The organism is uncultured Bacteroides sp. (assembly GCF_905207245.1).
In the GTDB taxonomy this organism is placed as follows: Bacteria; Bacteroidota; Bacteroidia; order Bacteroidales; family Bacteroidaceae; genus Bacteroides.
Genome location: NZ_CAJLKP010000011.1, coordinates 1 through 20,343 on the forward strand (window position 1 = coordinate 1; position 20,343 = coordinate 20,343).

General features: G+C 42.0%; 13 protein-coding genes and 1 pseudogene. 8 read left to right on the forward strand and 6 right to left on the reverse strand.

All coding sequences use genetic code 11. From position 1 onward, the window contains the following. Positions 1–115: 115 nt before the first annotated feature. From QZ135_RS05435 to QZ135_RS05465, 8 genes are all read left to right on the forward strand, one after another. Positions 116–295 carry a hypothetical protein gene (locus QZ135_RS05435; RefSeq protein ID WP_294606575.1) on the forward strand — a complete coding sequence of 60 codons (180 nt, stop codon included), beginning with the start codon at positions 116–118 and terminating at the stop codon, positions 293–295. A 23-nt stretch (positions 296–318) separates the two neighbouring features. Further along, complete coding sequence (locus tag QZ135_RS24890) at positions 319–468, forward strand: hypothetical protein (protein WP_365978491.1); 150 nt, start codon at positions 319–321, stop codon at positions 466–468. A gap of 158 nt (positions 469–626) precedes the next feature. Then, positions 627–1,349 carry a helix-turn-helix domain-containing protein gene (locus QZ135_RS05440; RefSeq protein ID WP_294606577.1) on the forward strand — a complete coding sequence of 241 codons (723 nt, stop codon included), beginning with the start codon at positions 627–629 and terminating at the stop codon, positions 1,347–1,349. Between the two features lie 27 nt (positions 1,350–1,376). Continuing rightward, on the forward strand, positions 1,377–2,360 hold the full coding sequence (locus tag QZ135_RS05445; protein ID WP_294606579.1) for a GSCFA domain-containing protein: 984 nt from the start codon (positions 1,377–1,379) through the stop codon (positions 2,358–2,360). Next, positions 2,336–4,825 carry a bifunctional UDP-N-acetylmuramoyl-tripeptide:D-alanyl-D-alanine ligase/alanine racemase gene (locus QZ135_RS05450; protein WP_294606581.1) on the forward strand — a complete coding sequence of 830 codons (2,490 nt, stop codon included), beginning with the start codon at positions 2,336–2,338 and terminating at the stop codon, positions 4,823–4,825. Before QZ135_RS05445 ends, QZ135_RS05450 begins: the two co-directional genes overlap by 25 nt. A 125-nt stretch (positions 4,826–4,950) precedes the next feature. Then, positions 4,951–5,169 carry a twin-arginine translocase TatA/TatE family subunit gene (gene tatA / locus QZ135_RS05455; protein WP_009131717.1) on the forward strand — a complete coding sequence of 73 codons (219 nt, stop codon included), beginning with the start codon at positions 4,951–4,953 and terminating at the stop codon, positions 5,167–5,169. Positions 5,170–5,271: 102 nt separating this feature from the next. Further along, positions 5,272–6,096 carry a twin-arginine translocase subunit TatC gene (tatC, locus tag QZ135_RS05460; protein ID WP_294606584.1) on the forward strand — a complete coding sequence of 275 codons (825 nt, stop codon included), beginning with the start codon at positions 5,272–5,274 and terminating at the stop codon, positions 6,094–6,096. Beyond that, on the forward strand, positions 6,093–9,518 hold the full coding sequence (locus tag QZ135_RS05465; RefSeq protein ID WP_294606586.1) for an AAA domain-containing protein: 3,426 nt from the start codon (positions 6,093–6,095) through the stop codon (positions 9,516–9,518). The genes tatC and QZ135_RS05465 overlap by 4 nt, the downstream gene beginning before the upstream one ends. Positions 9,519–10,466: 948 nt before the next feature. On the opposite strand, the pseudogene QZ135_RS05470 reads toward QZ135_RS05465, so the two are convergent. From QZ135_RS05470 to rhaM, 6 genes and pseudogenes are all read right to left on the reverse strand, one after another. Beyond that, positions 10,467–11,805 (reverse strand): annotated as a pseudogene (locus tag QZ135_RS05470) (transposase). A 328-nt stretch (positions 11,806–12,133) separates the two neighbouring features. Next, on the reverse strand, positions 12,134–14,542 hold the full coding sequence (locus QZ135_RS05475) for a glycoside hydrolase family 95 protein (protein ID WP_294606588.1): 2,409 nt from the start codon (positions 14,540–14,542) through the stop codon (positions 12,134–12,136). Between the two features lie 26 nt (positions 14,543–14,568). Further along, positions 14,569–16,686, reverse strand: a complete 2,118-nt coding sequence (locus tag QZ135_RS05480; protein WP_294606590.1) for a TIM-barrel domain-containing protein — start codon at positions 16,684–16,686, stop codon at positions 14,569–14,571. A 27-nt stretch (positions 16,687–16,713) separates the two neighbouring features. Beyond that, complete coding sequence (locus QZ135_RS05485) at positions 16,714–18,078, reverse strand: cellulase-like family protein (RefSeq protein WP_294606592.1); 1,365 nt, start codon at positions 18,076–18,078, stop codon at positions 16,714–16,716. A gap of 185 nt (positions 18,079–18,263) precedes the next feature. Further along, positions 18,264–19,805 carry a family 43 glycosylhydrolase gene (locus tag QZ135_RS05490; protein WP_294606594.1) on the reverse strand — a complete coding sequence of 514 codons (1,542 nt, stop codon included), beginning with the start codon at positions 19,803–19,805 and terminating at the stop codon, positions 18,264–18,266. Between the two features lie 124 nt (positions 19,806–19,929). Continuing rightward, on the reverse strand, positions 19,930–20,244 hold the full coding sequence (gene rhaM, locus QZ135_RS05495; protein ID WP_294606596.1) for an L-rhamnose mutarotase: 315 nt from the start codon (positions 20,242–20,244) through the stop codon (positions 19,930–19,932). Between the last annotated feature and the right edge of the window lie 99 nt (positions 20,245–20,343).

Sequence of the window (20,343 nt, forward strand, 5' to 3'; positions counted from 1 at the left end):
CAAGTGCCTTTCGGAACATAGCGTAGCTACTTGTAGCTTGTAGCCGGTAGCTCGTAACTAATACGTTATTAATTACAATGTTGCAGCTACTGTAAATGAGCAAAATATCGAAGACATGGATCATGTTTATGTGACCATGAAATTAAAACTTCGTGCCATGGGCGGGAGTCTGCCTTATCGGTTCTGTATTCGTGTGGGAAATGTTCCCAATGTAGCTTCAATGGAACTTCTTAAAAATGAAGTTGAACTTACCAATGTAAGTTTTAAGATTATAATACGGAAAAGGAACACTTGATTAAGCATTCTGAAACCCTTGAAATGACTATCAAGTTTACGGTAGCCAGAAAAAATGGGGCTTTTAATTTATTCAGTGGGTTTGGAAGAGCATTTGCATTCGATTATTTCCTGCAAAACACAGAGAACAATCGTGAGATACATTTTATAAATTATCCTCCTACTGATTTGTAACAACCTGAATCAATCCGGGTTTCTTCAAAAACACTTCCTCTTTTTCATAACTTTCATACTTTTGTTTGCTTGGTTAGGAACAAATTGATTAGTTTTGTTGCTGCAAATATAATTGGGTTTTCGTATAGAAAACAACAGGCATTAGAACTGAATTTAAAATGGAAAAAGAAAAAGACCTCTTAATTAACGTAGCAGACATTGTGAAACGCGCCAAACGCGTATTGAACTTTAAAACCGATGCTGACCTGGCCGGCTATCTGGGTGTGTCACGTTCCACACTTAGCAACTGGGTTGCACGCAATAGCATCGACTTTCCGTTGTTGCTGAATAAACTGAAAGACGTGGACTACAACTGGTTGCTGCTGGGGAAAGGGAAACCCACTCTTCAATTAAGAAATTATGACAGTGGACTGGTATCCGGTGAGGTAGGGATAATACATAATCCCAAAACGCCCAATGCGATAAAAGACCGCAGCGTGATGTTGTATGACATCACTGCTGCTGCCAATTTGCGTACATTACTTGCCAATAAGCACCAGTATATAGTAGGAAAGATACAAATTCCCAGCATCCCTATGTGTGATGGTGCACTCTATATCAGTGGAGACAGCATGTACCCCATCCTGAAGTCGGGAGACATTGTGGGTTTCAAGGAAATCAGCAACTTCAACAGTTTCATTTATGGTGAGATGTATCTGGTTTCATTCAATGTTGATGGCGATGAATACTTGGCGGTGAAATACATAAACCGTTCCGATGTGGAAGGTTGCATCAAACTGGTGAGCTATAACCCGCACCATGAGCCGATGGATATTCCGTTCACTTCTATCCAGGCGATGGCTATCGTGAAATTCTCTATCCGGAAAAATATGATGATGTAGACTACATCCAACTCTTATGATTTGTTTATGGACTTTCTTACCCCTGTTGAATTACCTTCCGGGTTGCCCCGGCTGACCCAGTCGGACGAACTCTTGTTGATGGGCTCTTGCTTTGCCACCAACATGGGTGCGCTGTTGGCGGATGCCAAGTTCCGTCCGGATGTCAATCCTTTCGGTGTTCTCTATAATCCGCTGTCCGTCTCGGTAGCCTTGCGCGAGGTGGTGACGGGCAGAATTTATACAGAAGAGGACTTGTTCTTCTACCGTGAATGCTGGCATAGCCCGATGCATCACGGAGATTTCTCTTCGCCTTCGGCAGAAGAGGCATTACAGCGTATTAACACCCGTTTGCAAGCAGCACATGCACGCATTCATCAATTGGGGTGTCTGCTGTTGACTTTCGGCACATCGTGGGTGTACGAACAAACGGGACACATCGTGGCAAACTGCCATAAACAACCGGAATCCGTCTTCACCCGCCGCCAACTCAGCGTGCAGGAGATTGTATCGGACTATACCTCCCTGCTCTCCGGTCTGCTGGCACGGAACCCGAGGCTGAAAGTCATTTTCACCGTCAGTCCCATCCGCCACGTGCGCGATGGCATGCATGCCAACCAGTTGAGCAAAGCCACCCTTCTGCTTGCAATAGACCAGTTACAGGTCGCTTTTCCCGAGCATGTCTTCTATTTTCCAGCTTATGAGCTCCTTCTTGATGAACTGCGCGACTATCGTTTTTACGCCGACGACATGGTGCACCCGTCCCCCCAGGCGGTGCGCTACGTATGGGAGAAGTTTGTGCAGACTTGCCTCTCCGAGGATGCGTTAGAGATTATGCAGGAAAGTGAAAATATCAATAAAGCGCTATCTCATAAGCCCTTCCATCCGGAATCAGACGAGTATAAGCGTTTTTTAGGACAAATTGTGTTAAAAATAGACCGACTTAACAAAAAATACCCGTACTTAGATTTCCAAAAAGAGAAAGAAATATGTCATATACGATTGAAACAATAGCCGAACGCATCGGTGCACGACGTGTGGGGGACACGCCGGCAACCATAGACTGGTTACTTACCGACAGTCGTTCCTTGAGTTTCCCCGAAGAAACGTTGTTCTTTGCTTTAACTACCAAGCGCAATGATGGCGCCCGTTACATACCTGATTTATATTCACGCGGTGTCCGCAACTTTGTGGTCAGCAAGGAAACCTTTAAAAAAGTGGAGAGTGGAGAGTTGGGGCAATTTTCAACTCTCAACTTCTTAGTTGTTTCTAACCCGCTGAAAGCCTTGCAGAAGTTGGCCGAGCAACATCGTGAACAGTTCCAGATACCGGTAATCGGTATCACGGGTAGCAACGGAAAGACTATTGTAAAGGAATGGTTGCATCAATTGCTTAGCCCCGAACGTGTGATTGTTCGTTCGCCACGCAGCTATAATTCCCAAATCGGCGTACCTCTGTCTGTCTGGCAGATGAACGAAGAGGCCGAACTCGCTATTTTTGAGGCGGGCATTTCGGAGATGGGAGAGATGCGTGCCCTACAGAATATTATCAAACCTACTATCGGCATACTGACCAACATCGGCGGTGCCCATCAGGAGAATTTCTTTTCCCTGCAAGAAAAGTGCATGGAGAAGTTGACCCTGTTCAAGAACTGCGATGTGATTATCTATAACGGAGACGACGAATTCATTAGCAATTGTGTGGCAAAGTCCATGCTCAGCGCCCGTGAAATAGCATGGAGCCGGAGGGATATGGAGCGTCCTCTGTTTATAAGTAAGGTAGAGAAGAAGGAAGATTGCACTGTCATCTCTTACCGTTACCTGGATATGGACAACACATTTATGCTGCCTTTCATTGACGATGCTTCTATCGAAAATTCGCTGAACTGCCTGGCAGCATGCCTCTATCTGATGCTTCCTGCCGGAAAGATAACGGAGCGTATGACGACTCTGGAACCGGTGGCTATGCGTCTGGAAGTAAAGGAGGGCAAAAACAGTTGTTTGCTGATTAATGATAGTTATAACAGTGATCTTGCTTCGCTGGACATTGCGCTCGACTTCCTTTATCGCCGCTCGCAGAGCAACGGACTGAAACGTACACTCATCCTCTCGGATATATTGGAGACGGGGCAGAATGCACCGACACTTTACCGGAAAGTTTCGCAACTGGCAGGTAGCCGTGGCATTGAACGTATTATCGGTGTGGGCAGTGAAATATCTTCGTGCGCTGCGCGGTTTGATATGGAAAAGGCTTTCTATCCTAATACAGAGGCACTATTGCATGCCATCTCACGCGGAGAATTGCGGCTTGAAAATGAAATTATATTGATAAAAGGCGCCCGCCAGTTTGGCTTCGATGCTTTAACGGAAGAACTGGAAAAGAAGGTGCACGAGACTATCCTCGAGGTGAACCTTGGAGCTATGATAGCCAACTTAAACTACTATCGTAGCCAGTTGAGACCGGAGACGAAAATGGTGTGCATGGTGAAGGCTTCCGCCTATGGCGCGGGTTCGTATGAGATTGCCAAGACATTGCAGGAGCATCATGTCGATTATCTGGCTGTGGCTGTGGCGGACGAAGGTTCTGAACTACGAAAGGCGGGCATCACGGCGAGCATCATCATCATGAATCCGGAGATGACGGCATTCAAGACGATGTTCGACTATAAACTGGAGCCGGAAGTATATAGCTTCCATCTGCTGGATGCGTTGATTAAGGAAGCTGAAAAAGAAGGTATCACCAATTTTCCTATTCATATCAAACTGGATACGGGAATGCATCGCCTGGGTTTTGCCGCCGGGGATATGCCGCGGCTCATTGAGCGGCTGAAGGGGCAGAATGCGGTAATTGCACGTTCGGTGTTCTCTCATTTTGTAGGCAGTGATGCACCGCAGTTCGATGCGTTTACGCGTGGACAGATAGACACGTTCGAGGTGGCATCCATGCAGTTGCAGGAAGCATTCCCTCATAAGATACTTCGGCACATCTGCAACTCGGCAGGTATCGAACGTTTCCCGGGAGCACAGTTTGATATGGTGCGTCTGGGTATCGGGTTGTATGGTGTCAGTCCGATTGATAACAGCATTAAAAACAATGTCAGTACGCTGAAAACGACTATCCTGCAAATACGGGAGGTTCCTGGAGAAGATACAGTGGGATATAGCCGCAAGGGACACTTGACTCGTGATTCGCGCATTGCTGCATTGCCTATCGGGTATGCCGACGGATTGAACCGCCATCTTGGCAACGGTCATGCCTACTGTTTGGTGAATGGGCAACGTGCACCTTATGTAGGCAATATCTGCATGGATGTCTGCATGATTGATGTGACGGATATAGATTGCAAGGAAGGGGATACGGTAGAGATTTTTGGTGACCACTTACCCATCACGGTACTTTCTGATATACTTGAAACCATTCCTTACGAAGTGTTGACAAGCATTTCGACGCGGGTGAAAAGAGTGTATTATCAGGATTGATATTAGGTAAACGATAGCATTGTTTTTCGGTTTCATCTCCATTGTTTTCGTTTTAATTCATTCAAAAACGTGTATTCTGTGGTGAAACTATTATATTTGCAACAAATTTTAAAAAGACTACGGATATGACAAACTTACTTTTATTAGGCTTCCTGCCCAGCGGTTCCGAATGGATTATTATCGCTCTGGTAATCCTCTTGTTGTTTGGTGGCAAGAAAATTCCCGAACTGATGAAAGGACTTGGCAAGGGTGTGAAGAGCTTCAAGGACGGTGTGAACGAAGCAAAAGAAGAAATCAATAAAACCAAAGAGGAAATAGACGAGCCGGCATCGAAAGGCAAATAAATTAGCTACGAGTTACAAGCTACGGGCTACAAGTGGCTGTGCTATTGAGGCTGAACAGCACTTGTAGCTCGTAGCCCCGTAGTTTGTACTCATCACTCAATTATGGCAAATAAAGAACTAACCTTTTGGGACCATTTGGACGAATTGCGCCGTGTGCTGTTTCGCGTACTTGGTGTGTGGTTTGTATTGGCTGTCGGTTACTTCATTGCAATGCCGTGGCTGTTTGATAACGTAATACTGGCACCCTGTCACAACGATTTCATCTTCTATGACCTGTTGCGTTACGTAGGCAAGGTCTTTGACCTTCACGATGAATTCTTTACGCAGGAATTTCATATCAAACTTATCAATATCAATCTGGCCGCCCCGTTCTTTGTGCACATGTCCACCGCTTTTTTGATGTCTGTGGTGACGGCTACGCCTTATATTTTCTTTGAAATCTGGCGATTTATCAGTCCTGCGCTCTATCCTAACGAGCGTCACGGTGTGAAGAAAGCCCTTTGTATCGGTACGGTGATGTTTTTCCTCGGCGTATTGCTGGGCTATTTCATGGTTTATCCGCTCACGTTGCGTTTTCTTTCTACCTATGAACTGAGTGCGGCTATCGAAAATCAGATTTCCCTTAATTCTTACATCGACAATTTCATGATGCTGGTGCTTTGCATGGGACTGGCTTTCGAATTGCCACTGGTGACCTGGCTGCTCTCGCTCCTGGGAGTGGTGCATAAATCCTTCCTGCGTAAATATCGACGCCATGCGATAGTGATTATTGTGATTGTCGCAGCCATCATTACACCGACTGGCGACCCCTTCACCCTGACCGTGGTTTCCGTTCCGCTTTATCTGCTTTATGAGTTGAGTATCCTGATGATTAAGGACAAGAAGACCGACGCGGACGAGGCTGATGAAGTCGAGGAGGAAGAATGAAAGAAGACTACCACTTCTTACTCACTGTCTGTCAGGACGAAAACATCCCGTTGACGGCAGCTTACCGCCAGCTTCGTGAGTTTCTGGAACGTCTTTGTCGCACACAAATGCCGGATGGCAGTCTGCAAATGACCGACCTTTCCGCACGCATCAGTTTTGTGGCTTCCAAAGCCGGATTATCCGTAGTGGAACAGAACCGCCTGCACACTTTTCGCCTGACTTCCAATGCCGTACTGAACCGACAGGCCGAACCATTGCGCGAAAACCTCTTGCGGGACGTCAAGACGCTGGCTTTCTTTGTGAAACGTCTGACAGGAGAAGATATTCCCGTTGCACTCTATCGCCTGCTTCCCCGTGCGGATGCTACTTATATTGTTGCTCCCCCTGCCAAAGAACGGATACGCCGGATGCGCGTCTGCTTCCAGTGTGCTGACGACACCTATTTATATGTATCTCCCGTAGATACCGTTGCCGACGAACCGTTGCGCGTGCGCTATAATGTGCCGCAGGTGAATGAGGAGTTTGCCGAAACCTGCCAACTGCTATGGCGCCATGCACAGGTCAACCTGCTCGATGTGGCTGTGGACGAGGCGGGCATACTGACGCCTTCCTTCATTATTCTCGAACCTGATTATCTGCTGGATATCAGTTCACTTGCAGAGTGCTTCAAAGACTATGGGCACCATCCTGCCAATTATCTGCTGGCACGTTTGCAGACTCCTGACAATACGCGTCCTCTCTTACTTGGTAACATTGCCAATCTTTTTCTGGACGAATGGATTTATGCCAAAGAGGAACCGGACTATCTGACTTGCATGAAAAAAGCCTTCCGTACTTATTCCATCGAGCTGGCTGCTTGTGCCGATTTGCTGGACAGGGAGAAAGAAAAGGAATTTTTTGCCGATTGTAAGCGGCACTTTGACCATATCAGGCAGACAGTAACGGAGACATTCCGTGCTCCCGGCTATGAACTGGACAAGACCGATGCGGTGCTGGAACCTACGTATATTTGCGAAGCACTGGGCCTGCAAGGGCGTTTGGACTATATGCAGCGCGACATGTCTTCTTTCATAGAAATGAAGTCGGGTAAAGCGGACGAATATTCCATCCGGGGCAAAGTGGAACCGAAAGAAAATAATAAAGTGCAGATGCTGCTCTATCAGGCGGTGCTGGAATATTCCATGGGAATGGACCACCGCAAGGTAAAGGCATATCTGCTATATACACGCTATCCGTTATTGTATCCTGCCCGCCCGTCGTGGGCGATGGTGCGGCGCGTGATGGATGTACGTAATCGGATTGTGGCGAATGAATATGGCATGCAATTGCGTAACAGTCCGCATTACACGGCGGAGCGGTTGAAAGATATTAATCCGGATACACTAAATGAACGCCATTTGGACAATACGCTGTGGAAGCGTTTCCTTTATCCGTCTATCGATGCCGTGGCGCAACGCATTCGGACACTTACTCCGCTGGAACAGTGCTATTTTTATACGCTGTATAACTTTATCACAAAAGAACTGTATACCTCCAAATCGGGAGATATTGACTATGAGGGGCGTGCAGGTGCTGCTGCCTTGTGGCTTTCTACGCTCGAAGAGAAATGTGAATCGGGAGAGATATTATATGACCTGACAATCAAAGAAAACCATGCCGCAGATTTGCATAAAGCATATCTTATATTGGCACGGACGAATCATGATGCCGAACACGGAACTTGCAGGAGCGAATCATCATTTGCCTGCTCCCCGCAAGCCCTGCCGAATTTCCGCGAGGGTGATGCCATCGTCCTGTATCAGCGCAACAACGATGCGGACAATGTAACCAATAAAATGGTGTTCAAAGGAAATATAGAGCGAATCACCGACCGGGACATTCGTATCCGCCTTCGTGCTTCGCAACAAAATACTTCCGTGCTTCCTCTTGACAGCCGTTATGCCATAGAGCACGATTTTATGGATACTTCTTTCCGCAGTATGTATCTGGGGCTTTCCGCTTTTCTCTCTGCAAACAAGAATCGTAGGGATTTATTGTTATTTCAGCGTGAACCTGAGTTTAATGCCTCTTTCGATGCCCGAATTGCGGCTGCTCCGGATGATTTCTCACGTATCACCCTGAAAGCCCAGGCAGCAAAAGATTATTTCCTTCTGGTAGGTCCTCCGGGCACCGGAAAAACCTCCCGTGCCCTGAGAGGCATGGTGGAAGCCTTCTATCGGGAAGGAAAACAAATATTACTGCTCTCATATACGAACCGTGCAGTAGATGAAATCTGTAAAACCCTCTCTGCCATAACGCCCGGGATCGACTTTATTCGTATCGGAAGTGAACTGTCCTGTGATACTCCTTTCCGTTCCCATTTGATAGAGAATGTGCTGGAACCCTGTTCCACACGCCGTGAAGTACATGTGCGGATAGACCGTTGTCGTGTTTTTGTCGGCACTGTTTCCACATTCTCTTCTAAAACAGAACTTTTCCGCTTGAAGACTTTTGATGTGGCTATTGTGGATGAGGCTACCCAGATATTGGAACCGCAACTGTTAGGGCTTCTCTGTGCGCGGAATGTGGCCGGTGAAAATGCTATCGGTAAGTTTATTCTTATTGGTGACCATAAACAACTGCCTGCCGTTGTGCTCCAATCCGAATCTCAATCCGAAGTCTGTGAGGACTGTCTGCATAGCATCGGCCTGCACAACCTGAAAGATTCCCTTTTTGAACGCCTCTATCGGAAGGTTGCCAGTACTACTAATCACCTATCACTTACCACTAATCACTTCCATGACATTCTTTGTCGCCAGGGGCGCATGAATGTGGAAGTAGCCCGGTTTCCCAACCGTGCTTTTTATGGCGGACTATTGGAAATTGTCGGTTTGCCCCACCAACAAGGCGAACTTACTCTTGCTCCGGGATTGGAAGACGATGAATTTGCGGATATACTGGTGCGTCGCGTGGCTTTCCTCCCCTCTGTGGCGGAGGCTGCTTCACAATCGGCAAAGACGAATCATTTCGAAGCCCAGCTCGTAGCTCGGTTAGCTATCGCTGTCTATCGGCAATACGAGGCTGCAGGTTTTGACTTTCAGCCTGCTTTGACGTTGGGTGTCATTACTCCCTATCGTAGTCAGATAGCTCTTATTAAGAGCGAGATAGCTGCTTTAGGTATTCCGGCTTTGGATGATATTTTGGTGGATACTGTCGAACGTTTTCAGGGGAGCGAGCGGGATGTGATTATTTATTCCTTCTGTGTGAACCGTAGTTATCAACTAAAATTCCTTGCCAATCTTACGGAAGAAGGGGGAGTCTGGATTGACCGTAAATTGAACGTAGCTCTTACCCGTGCCCGTAAGCAACTGTTTATGACAGGAGTACCTCATTTGTTACGACAAAATCCTATCTACGCCGACCTGTTGGATACGGTTCTCTAAGGCTTTATTGCTCCCATTTAGTAAATCTTAAATGTTCCTCATTTCTTTATATCTTTTATTAATATCTTGATATATGATAAACCCCTATATTTGCCGAACGTTTTTTTCATAGAGATTTAGATTTAAGGTTAGAAGAATTGTGGAAGTCGTGAGACTTCCCTTTTTTTCATCTTAAAGTTATTGCGCTCCTGTATCTATATGGACTGTTTGAGGTAAATTTGCTAAAGTATGCCGAGGTTCATATGTTTCACGGGAGAGTGCAGAAGAGAGTCGCTTCGTGAGAAGGGGCTTTTTTTGTACCTGTATGGGGAATGATTAAATTTCGTTTAATCACAATTATGGATAGTTCAATTACGGAAATAGTTCGTTCGGGGTGAAGGTGTTTAAAGCAAGAGAGGAATATTGGGTCACCCGAAATTGCCGGTGTATGCGTTAAAAATCCTCTTCTCCAATAGTTAAATTTCAGGCGAATAATTTGCACAGCCTGAAAATAAAGAAGGCTGTATCTCTGACTCCCCTGAGTTGTGGTGAGAGAGGAGAAAAGTCTGTAAGAGATGGCTAGGATTTTGAATAATGAAGGATTTATGACTTCCAGGGAATATCGGTTCAGAGCATCACAGGTGAGTATATTATTAAAAAGGTATGGCTTAAAATGGGATATTCAGTAAATGTCCCTCTTTCTTAGATTACCCCCGTTTTGGCCCTCAAACCGTTTTTTGGGGGAATACTTAAAGATACAAAAAAGGCAACTAACTCGCAATGAATTGGGGACATTCAGTAAATGTCTTTAAAAAGTAATATGGCATATGAAGATGACCGCCTAACATCGTCTCATATGCCATTTTTATTGTAATTTTTCTATCTCCTCTCTAAAATTTTATCCGTTTGGGCATGATGTTCCGGAAGAAGCCTGACAACTTCTTCAGATAGGTTCTTTATAATCATGTACTATGCGGCTTTACTCTGTCTGTTTTTGATTTTATCAATCATCAATATGGCGTTTGCCGTGTGTATTCCGAAGAAAATCCACAGGAATTCCGTTTTCCTGTTCCGTGCCTTGATTCTTGATAGCGAGTAATGCTGTTTCTGCGTACCGAAACTACCTTCAAGCCTGGTGGCTCTTTCCCTTGACAGTTCACTTCTGAGAACTTTCCTCACTGCCTCGTCCTTTGCTGTCCTTCCCTTGCGCACAAAAGATGTTGATATCCCATATTTTGTACAGAACTTCCTGTTGGCGTTATTGGCGTATATGGAATCAGCAGCAACACATCTTACCCTCACATTCATCAGCTTCTGCTGCATGCGGATACAGTCCCTCAGACGTATGCCCTCATTGAATGCCTTGAAAGAGATGTGCTCGATGAACGAGATCCCGTCTATCTGTATGTTGTTGACCTTTGCACCGAACTCAATAGGTTTTGTCTCCTTACCCCTTACGATAGGGCGTACATAATGACGGGCAATACTGACAATACGGTCACTGACCTTCTTTCCTTCAAACATTTCCTTTTCCTGTACAAAAATCTTTCTGATTATGGATAGTCATTTCTGATAATCCTGTGTATATTTGAGTCAAGATCCGTATTCTCTGTGAATGTCATCTCTTTGTATGATGAGTTTTTCAAGGAGTCTGATCATGCGACGCTTCAGCATCCTTGTCCTTGAAGCCTTTCTCTTTCTTTTCTTACAATAGGAAAGATAGGATTCCGCAATATCTGTGTATTTGTTACGCGGACACCTTATGCCGAGCTTCCTGAAATGCATGCGGATATGCTGGTAGGGCCATTCGATGCTTTCCCAAAGGAGCTTCATGTCCGTAGGAAAACGCATATGACTTTCATAGCATGTGGTGTCGGTCATACACACGTGAAGGTTCTCAAGATAAGGTTTCCAGTATGAAGCAAGGATGTTCTGAAGGGAATCAATGTCAAGACGGGATGAAATCTCATTACGAATAGCACTGATTATCTTGTAGGTGGTTACAGGGCAGGACGGGGTTATCATGATTCCACAGAACAGCTGATAGTGTATGTTCCCGTTAAGATGTTCCATTAGTAAACGGTCAGAGAATCCGGTGTAAGTCTTCAGTACCATTTGCTGAAGGACTGAAACAATTCCTGCATCCCAGGCGGTGCTGTGACAGACCGACCTCTTTTGCTGTACTGTCGAATGGAAACACGGAATGAAGACCACCAAGTTCACTCTTATTAAAACTCTTACGATATTTTTCCAGAATATCGAATTCTGTAAAGCCCAAAGTAGGGTGGATTTCTGAAATATTTTGTATCTTAGCCGTATCTTAGTTTGAATATTTCCCCCGTTTTGACCGTCAAACCTTATTTTCGGGGGAATACCTAAAGATACAAAAAAACAACTAATTCGCAATGCTTTAAGTATGAATTAGTTGGCTGTTTTTATATTATTTGCTGAATATCCCGTTTTATACAGCCAACACAACTTCACCAGACCAGAATTGAAAACTAAGCTCCAATCCCAAACACTAAAGGAGTTATTCAAATCACTTAACTCTCAATACATTCGATATCTTATTCTAGAAAAACTGTGTTAGCAAAGTTTGTATTTTATTCCTCGTTAATACAGTTTTATTTATTCAGTTATCTTCGCTCTATTACATATTCACCTCCCACTTTTGTGTCAAGGTCATACTCATACACCTTAAATAATACAGGGTATTCCGCCACTATTTCTTTTGAAACCAAAGGCTCCTTGATTTCAGCGTTGCAATAATATGGGTTTTCATTCTTTCCTTCAGCTTGGGTAAGACCTTCACCCCTCAGGGGAATAAAAGAACGTATTCTTAAATTACCTCCTAGCGCAGATTTTATTTTGGCTGAAAGTAGTTCGCCGCCTTTCCATTCCATATCGACAGTAAAACCACCTCTCGCCTTCAGACCTTCAACATTGCCATTCCTCCATTCATCAGGTAGAGCCGGAAGAAGATGCACAGCTTCATCGTAACTTTGCACAAGCATTTCTGCCACCCCGGCCGTATATCCGAAATTTCCATCTATCTGGAAAGGCGGATGCACGTCGAACAAATTAGGATATGTACGTCCTCCAAACAAGTTCCTTATGATTTTATAAGCATGATTTCCATTCTGCATACGAGCCCACAAATTAATCTTCCAACCAATAGACCATCCAGTAGCCTCATCGCCTCTTTGCAACAAAGTGTTTTTCACTGCTTGGAACAATAGTGGATGCTTGTACGGTGAAATCTGATTACCTGGATATAATCCGAAAGCATGGGATATATGCCTATGCTTATTGTTTGGATTGTCCACATCTTCCAACCATTCTTGCAGCTGGTTATATTTGCCAATCTGCATCGGTGCCAGCATATCAATCATACTTTGAAGCCTTTCAATATATTCCGTGTCCTTTTTCAACAGTTTAGATGCATTACGTGTGTTACACAATATTTCAAACACTATCTGATTGTCCATTGTACATCCTGCTATGGTTGACCCCAATTTAATAATCTCCCCCCGAGGACCATGCTCTGGAGAATTTGAGGGACAAGTAACCATCCATCCATAAACAGGATGTTTTACCGAAAAGTCCAAAAAGAAATCGGCAGCTCCTTTCAAAACATCATAATATTTTTCGAGGAACGACAAATCACCAGTATATAAATAATGTTGCCAAAGATGCTGGCACAACCATGCGCCACCGTTTGGCCACATACCCCAAAAAGCACCGTCAACCATACCAGTGGAACGCCACAAATCGGTGTTATGATGCAACACCCAGCCATTGCAACCATACATTACCTTGGCAGTTTCACTACCACTTTCCGACAGTTCCTGCAACATTTTAAACAAAGGCTCGTGGCATTCGCTAAGATTTGTAACCTCTGCAGGCCAATAATTCATCTGTAGATTTATGTTGACCGTATATTTACTATCCCAAGAAGCTACTTTTTCCTTATTCCATATTCCTTGAAGATTTGCAGGCTGTCCCCCCGGCAACGATGATGAAATAAGCAAATAACGTCCATATTGGAACAACAGGGCAGCCAATCCGGCATCATTCCTGCCATTAAACCTATTAATCCTTAAATCTGTCGGCTCGTTAGAATAATCCTTCGAAGAAATATCTAATTTAACCCTGTCAAACAAAGCCCGGTACTTTTCCATATGATCCTTTTTAGCCTGTTCATAACCTTTCTTTGTGGCTGCTTTCAGATAAGACAGAATTTTCTTATAAGCATTTCCACCAATATCCTTATAATTGACAAAGTTTGTTGCAGAAGAGATATAAAGAATAACATTGTCGGCATTTTCCACTTTCAGTATATTATCGGCGAATGACAGTTTCCCACCTTCATTCACAGCCTTAACCAGTGTCTCATCAAAAAGTTTCCCTATTACTCCCTCATGGTCGTTGCCCTTAGCCTTCAAGTAAAGGCAGTTGTTCTTAATAGAAACCTTATGCTCCAATGGGCAATTGAAAGACACGCCAAATGATAATTTGCCGGCATCAGAACTTGAAAGCCTCATTATAATGACATTGTCTGCAATAGAAGAAAACACTTCCCTTTTATACTCCACGCCATCAACTCTATAAGAAACAGAAGCTATAGCTTTCTCAATATCTAGTTCACGATGATAGTCCGTCACATTCTCATGACCGGGAAAATTAATTATAAGACTACCGATAGTCTGATATGGCATACCATTCCTTGGAGTTAGAAAATTCTTATTCACCAAATCCTGAGCCTCACCATACTTGCCTTCAAACACAAGTTTCCTTACCTCCGGCAAAGCATTCAACGCATCAGGATTATCATTCCTATAAGGCGAACCGGCCCAGAATGTTTCTTCATTCAATTGTAATTCTTCCACCTCTGTACCACCATACACCATTGCTCCCAGCCTTGAATTTCCCAAAGGTAACGCCTCAGTCCATTCTGAAGCAGGTTTATCATACCATAGTTTTAAATCTCCGGCATATAAAGAAACCGATAAGAACAATAAAATAGATAAAATGCAATTCTTCATAAGTTTTTAATAAATTAAGCATCTTCTTACATAAATTTAAATTCAAAATTAGAATAAGACCAGACTTTAGCACCTTTAGGTATGGTTACTTTTCCTGCCTTTTCACCATTCTGTACTTTAACATCTATATCAATACGTGTAAATTCGCCATTCTCATAATCGAAAGTCTCTCCATCATCATCATACAGGCTATAATGTCCTGCCTTTTCACCATAATGACGGATCTCCAAAGGCATTCTCCTGTCATTTGCCACAGTAACAGCAGGAATCATAGGGACAATGCCTCCATCTTTTACATATATAGGTATCTTTTTGCCAGGATTAACCTCGATAATCTCGCCTTCTCCCACATAATTCCCTGTATAAAAGTCATACCATTTTCCTTGCGGTAATGTAACCTTACGGGATGTTTCGCCAGCAAACAAGGGCGCAACGAGTATGTTGGGGCCAAACATAAACTGATCTTTAATCTCCATGCGTGTACTCATGGCGTAGGGATTGTCTGTACCATCAAAAACGCCTTCTTTCTGAGACAACTCATACATAAAACCTTCTTCCAAATTCATTGCACGCATAGGGGGGACTCCCATGAATGCATAATCGGCGAATGCAGTATATAAATATGGCAGCAAACGCATCCTTAACTTAACTATTTCTTTGATATCTTCAGTGACTTCGGGGAACGACCAAGGCTTTGTTCCGTGAGCCCAAGCATTCAACATTGCCAAAGGAGAGAAACAAACGGTCTGCATTCTGCGTAACCACTCATCTGCTGTTTTTGAAGCTCTTACTTCAGGCGTCCATAGGACGCCTATAAATGAGCTGTTAATAAGTGCTGTTATGAACTCACGATGACCATAATAATCATTATAAAGGACAAAAGGGAAAGAACTTCCACCTCCGTTGCTAGCGCGAACCAGTCCGAATGTTCTTATATTATTTTTTCGATAAAGATCTGTTATTGTTTTCTGCATTAGTAAGCCATAAGTCTGCCTTAGCTGTTCTGCAGAATTACCTGAAGGGAATTTTGCTACATCTGGCCACAACCAAGAATCGTATCCGTCGTTTTCGTCCATTTTAAAGCCACTTACCCCCTTTTCTAACAGATATTTCTGGAAATGTGATGATATATTCTCTTTAACCTCAGTCATAGTATAATCAGGTACTATTCCACACCATACGGTATGCGAAGCACTATATGGATATATATTGTCATAAAGACTACCTTTAGGAGAAATATAAGGATTCATCCACAAATTGACCTTGATGTGCTTTTTATTTAAAGAATCTATGAATTCCTCCGGATTTGGAAACCTGGCGGAATCCCATTCATAGGTGCATGGATAAGACGCGCTCATCCATCCAGGCTCAAGACCTATAACTGCCAAAGGAAATCCATGCTCATTAAACTGATCAATTTCTGCTAGAGCCTGCTTTGAATTGTATAATCTAGGAACCCTATGCCAAAAGCCAAGCGCCCATTTAGGCGGTATGACACCACCGCCATTCATAAGATTAAACCTACGTACTACGTCCAGCATACTTTTACCTGAGAAGACAAAGATTTCTACACCTTTTCCCGGAACAAGAAACTCTATATTGTCAGAATAAGGTCGAGCGGTCCATTCCCTGTCTGTATTTCTATCGTAAACGATTGGTGGGTTCTTGCTATCCTTACGAACCGCAGTACCTATCCAACAGTCAATATATCTGGCAGAATTAATAAACAAACCATATCCTCTGGAAGACACCAAAAAAGGAACAGGAGCATGATTTCTGCCATTATCAGCACCTCCATAATGATCAACATGCAAATTTAGTATACGTCCTCTTTGCTCAACAGTCTTAAAATTTAATCCAAGTCCATATATTTTTTCATCCTTCTCTAAAGGTAACCGAATGTAGGTTTTATTATCTACAATCTCTATACTTATGTCTCCCTTTAATATCGGCAATTCTGCCTTTTCAATTTCATCAATGGCTTTTTTGTTGGGAGAAAGCTCAAGTTCGCTCAACAAATTCATCTTTTCTGGGCAGCCGGCAGAAACCTTCCATACCCCAGAAGCTACTTCACTCCATTTTTCCTGTTTCTGCGAACATGAAAATAGTAAACTAACAAACCACAGTAGTATTAATTTATTCATTTTTCTACACCATTTTTCTTATTCCGATCATTCCAACACATTCAAGGTAAACAAATTTGCATTACGATGCCAATCTTCATCTTCCCATAAGGTAAAAATAGGTTCTCCATAATTAGAGAGTGAAACGCCTTCAAAAGGCATCGATGCAGCTATTCGTGCAGAGTCTCCGTTATAATGTTTATACCATTCCCAATTTACATCCCGATGATCTGGCCAAAAACAAGGTCCAAAAGCCTCTGTAATAACCGCTTGCATTCGCTTTCCACTAGGGAAAAGAGTTCTTTCTAATATACTTTTCATATAATTTCGAGTACGCAATAACATTTCTGCATAATGTCTTTTACAAGCCTGATCCCACAACTCAGAGTAACGTCTCAAATCTACTTTCTCATAACGCTGAAAATTCATGCTCCTTGAAACACCCTTACCTAATGCCTCAAACTGCTCCGTTTCTTCTCTACTATATATGCAATTGGGCATAAAATGAACATCGACTACATCATAGATTTCAGGCAAACGCTCATTAAATCCTTCCGCTCCTAAAGATGAATAAGATAAAGGAATATCTTCTTTTGATATCTCATCTTTTATTTCTTCAGCCATCCAAAGGTTTATTTGCTTATACCGTTCATTGGTTAGTCGGTTTTTGTCGAACTTCACATTTCCTTCATTTTGATTGTGTGCACTTATTTTCCGAATTGACTCCAAACTACGTGATGCAAAGTGAGGAACTTCATTCATCGGGGCAATCCATACTGCCCGCTCCAAAATCCCCCCCTCTCTCATTAACCGAATGGCTTTTACCCAAGTATGACCAAAATCGCGCAAAGCTTTTTCTTCTTGAGCCTCTGGTATCACACTTCGTTCATTATCTAAAACCAATGCAGATTTATGTCCCATCATGTGTCCCTTTTCCCAAGAATCAAGACCTAACCAGATATTATGTTTTCGACAAGCATCAGCTAGTTGTTTCAATTTTCGTAAAGCATTACAACTAAAACTGGTAGTAACTTGTCCCCAACAAGGAATAGTCAGAGCCTCTCCCGGATTATATCCTTTAGAAAAAGAGGTCGTTTTTTGTAATAATCGCGAAGGAAAACAATCTATTCGTAACGTGTTATATCCCCGAGCAGCAGCTTCCGCCACTCGTCTCTCAATATTTTCATACTTACCTCCTTGTCCTTGGTCGGTAAGCCATGAAAAATCCCACATAGCTATTGTAAGCCTTGTGTTCTTATTCCAGTAATGAGACTTTCCACCTAACATCAACGGTGCATTCTTATTTTCAGAGTTTACCATCTGAGCACTCTTTTTAGCCATCTCATCAGCAAACAACACACTAGGACTAAGTAACGACAAAAGTGAACATTTCAAAAATTCCAGTCTATTCATTGTACATTTCTTTTTATTAGTGTCCCATGGAAATTGGGACGTTATTAAAAATCAAATAAACTTGGCTCATCAAAGCCTAATCGCTCAAAAAACTCTATAACTAACTAAAGTTCAATTATATCAAAGACTCTTTTAGATTTTAATGGGACAGTAATGTTTACATCTATTGATTCTCATAAAATTCTTTATTGTCCTTTTACAAATTCTATTTCTCTAATTTCACATAATGTTTCGTTATTGTCATATTCGAATGTAGCAATTAATGCCATTTTCCCTTTTAAATTTAGTTTTCCTAACTTCTTTATGGATATACTTACATCATGAAAACTGTTATCTTGTGGAATGAGTTTTCCTACATTGGTTTTATTGATTAATATATGCTTGTCTTTTTTGTCAAAATCATTCGGTTTAGATATATATAACTTCATTAAACAATCTGTCTTATTTACTTTCATATTAAGCATTAGACTCATTTTTTCTTTCGTGTTGTTAAAATTGAAGTATTTCCATCCTATCATTGGATTCTTACCTGCTATGACAACAGGGTTTAATCCGTCTTTCTCCCTCCTGTCTCCGGCTATATATACACCTTTTGTTAAATATGCAATCGTTCCTGCATAATATTTTTTAAAAGGATTTAAGCCTTCAGTAAATATCCCTTGAGATGTCATTTCCACTTTTGGAATAATAACCTTATCTCCTTCTATTTTTAATTCTATAGGCTCAATCATGGCTTGGCGATTATAATCGTTGCATGTGTTTCTATGATATACTACATACCATTGATCTCCTATTTTTACTATACTTCCATGATTATTTCCGCCATTCCAACCTGTTCTGTTCTCTATGATTATTCCTCCATATTGCCATGGGCCTTCCGGCGAATTACTATAGAAATAAGATAAAGCTGGGATGAATTCATTGGTAGAGCAAATGAAAACGAATTTATCTTTAGCGACTTGTTTAATTGATGAAGCTTCAAATAAAGTTTTGTATTCATTTTGTGATGGATTATTAAGTGTTCTATACCATGCATTTCTATCAGGTTTTCTTGTTTTTCCGTTAATAATAGTATGCATGTCGTTAGGATCTAATTCAGCCCAACAGTCCCCTCTTTTCATTCCCCAGAATGCAAACACCCTTACACCTTCATCTTCTTGTGGCATGACTAAAACGGAAGGATCGAAAGTTCCACAGTTATTGATAGCTGGCCAATCACACATAACCGGATTAACAAACGGACCAGCAGGACTGTCACTAACTGCAACTATGCATTTGGGACCTAAATCAAAATAGCCTTTCACTGTATTTTCATTATTAATATCCGGACCTTCAATGCCATCAAGCTTATACGGAACTCCTAAAAAAGTATATAAATAATATTTTTTTGATACAGGATTATAAACACAATCAGGTGCACCAAAATGTTGTTCTCTTACTTTACCGTATCCTATCTCTTGTACTTGCTTCACATTGAATATTTCTCCATGGTTTGTCCATTGAGTTAAATCATTTATTGGAGCAGACCATGCATCATGACCATAACCACAATATCCAGTAATTCTTTCATCTCTTGATCCATATATAAATAGTCTTTTTTCATTTTTGTATTCAAAAACATCCGGCTCACCATCTGGTACAAATGCAGTTGGTGGCAATACTGGATTTTGTGCGTAACTGTTTATAGTAAAAACAGATAAAAATATAAACATAATTGCTGGTCTCATAAAAATATAAAAATTAAAGGTTATACATTAGTTAGTAAATCAATAGTTAATCACTTTTATTTAAAGCATTACTATATCAACATTTTACAAATGCTTTCATTCTTGTAAATTTCATCATATACATTTATTCCATATAAAACACTTCATTTAAAGGGATTACAATAGGAGATTGATCTGGGTTTACTTCCATAATATCAGCCATATAATTCCACCATTTTTTTATAATAGAGGTATCATCCATTTCTTGTGATACTTCTTCGTCATTGACTTTTTGGCAAGCAAATAATATATTTGTCTCTTTATCCCAGTATATAGCATAGTCATATATACCATTTTCCGAAAGTTTTTGTTTAAGTTCAGGCCATATTTCAGCATGTCTTTTTTCATATTCTTTTTCAAAGCCTGGTTTTAAAAACATTTTGAAAGCTTTTCTTTTCATGGATTTCTGATTTTATATTTATTTACAGATGCTATAGTAATGCATCAGTAATAAATTGATTTTACCTATAAATAACTTACCGTATAGAAAATACTTAAA

Bases quoted from the DNA above. Each gene is read 5' to 3' on its own strand.
- QZ135_RS05435 (WP_294606575.1), top strand. From the start codon at position 116: ATGGATCATGTTTATGTGACCATGAAATTAAAACTTCGTGCCATGGGC.
- QZ135_RS24890 (WP_365978491.1), top strand. From the start codon at position 319: ATGACTATCAAGTTTACGGTAGCCAGAAAAAATGGGGCTTTTAATTTA.
- tatC (WP_294606584.1), top strand. From the start codon at position 5,272: ATGGCAAATAAAGAACTAACCTTTTGGGACCATTTGGACGAATTGCGC.
- QZ135_RS05465 (WP_294606586.1), top strand. From the start codon at position 6,093: ATGAAAGAAGACTACCACTTCTTACTCACTGTCTGTCAGGACGAAAAC.
- rhaM (WP_294606596.1), bottom strand. From the start codon at position 20,244: ATGAAAAGAAAAGCTTTCAAAATGTTTTTAAAACCAGGCTTTGAAAAA.
- QZ135_RS05480 (WP_294606590.1), bottom strand. From the start codon at position 16,686: ATGAATAAATTAATACTACTGTGGTTTGTTAGTTTACTATTTTCATGT.
- tatA (WP_009131717.1), top strand. From the start codon at position 4,951: ATGACAAACTTACTTTTATTAGGCTTCCTGCCCAGCGGTTCCGAATGG.
- QZ135_RS05450 (WP_294606581.1), top strand. From the start codon at position 2,336: ATGTCATATACGATTGAAACAATAGCCGAACGCATCGGTGCACGACGT.
- QZ135_RS05485 (WP_294606592.1), bottom strand. From the start codon at position 18,078: ATGAATAGACTGGAATTTTTGAAATGTTCACTTTTGTCGTTACTTAGT.
- QZ135_RS05445 (WP_294606579.1), top strand. From the start codon at position 1,377: ATGGACTTTCTTACCCCTGTTGAATTACCTTCCGGGTTGCCCCGGCTG.
- QZ135_RS05475 (WP_294606588.1), bottom strand. From the start codon at position 14,542: ATGAAGAATTGCATTTTATCTATTTTATTGTTCTTATCGGTTTCTTTA.
- QZ135_RS05440 (WP_294606577.1), top strand. From the start codon at position 627: ATGGAAAAAGAAAAAGACCTCTTAATTAACGTAGCAGACATTGTGAAA.
- QZ135_RS05490 (WP_294606594.1), bottom strand. From the start codon at position 19,805: ATGAGACCAGCAATTATGTTTATATTTTTATCTGTTTTTACTATAAAC.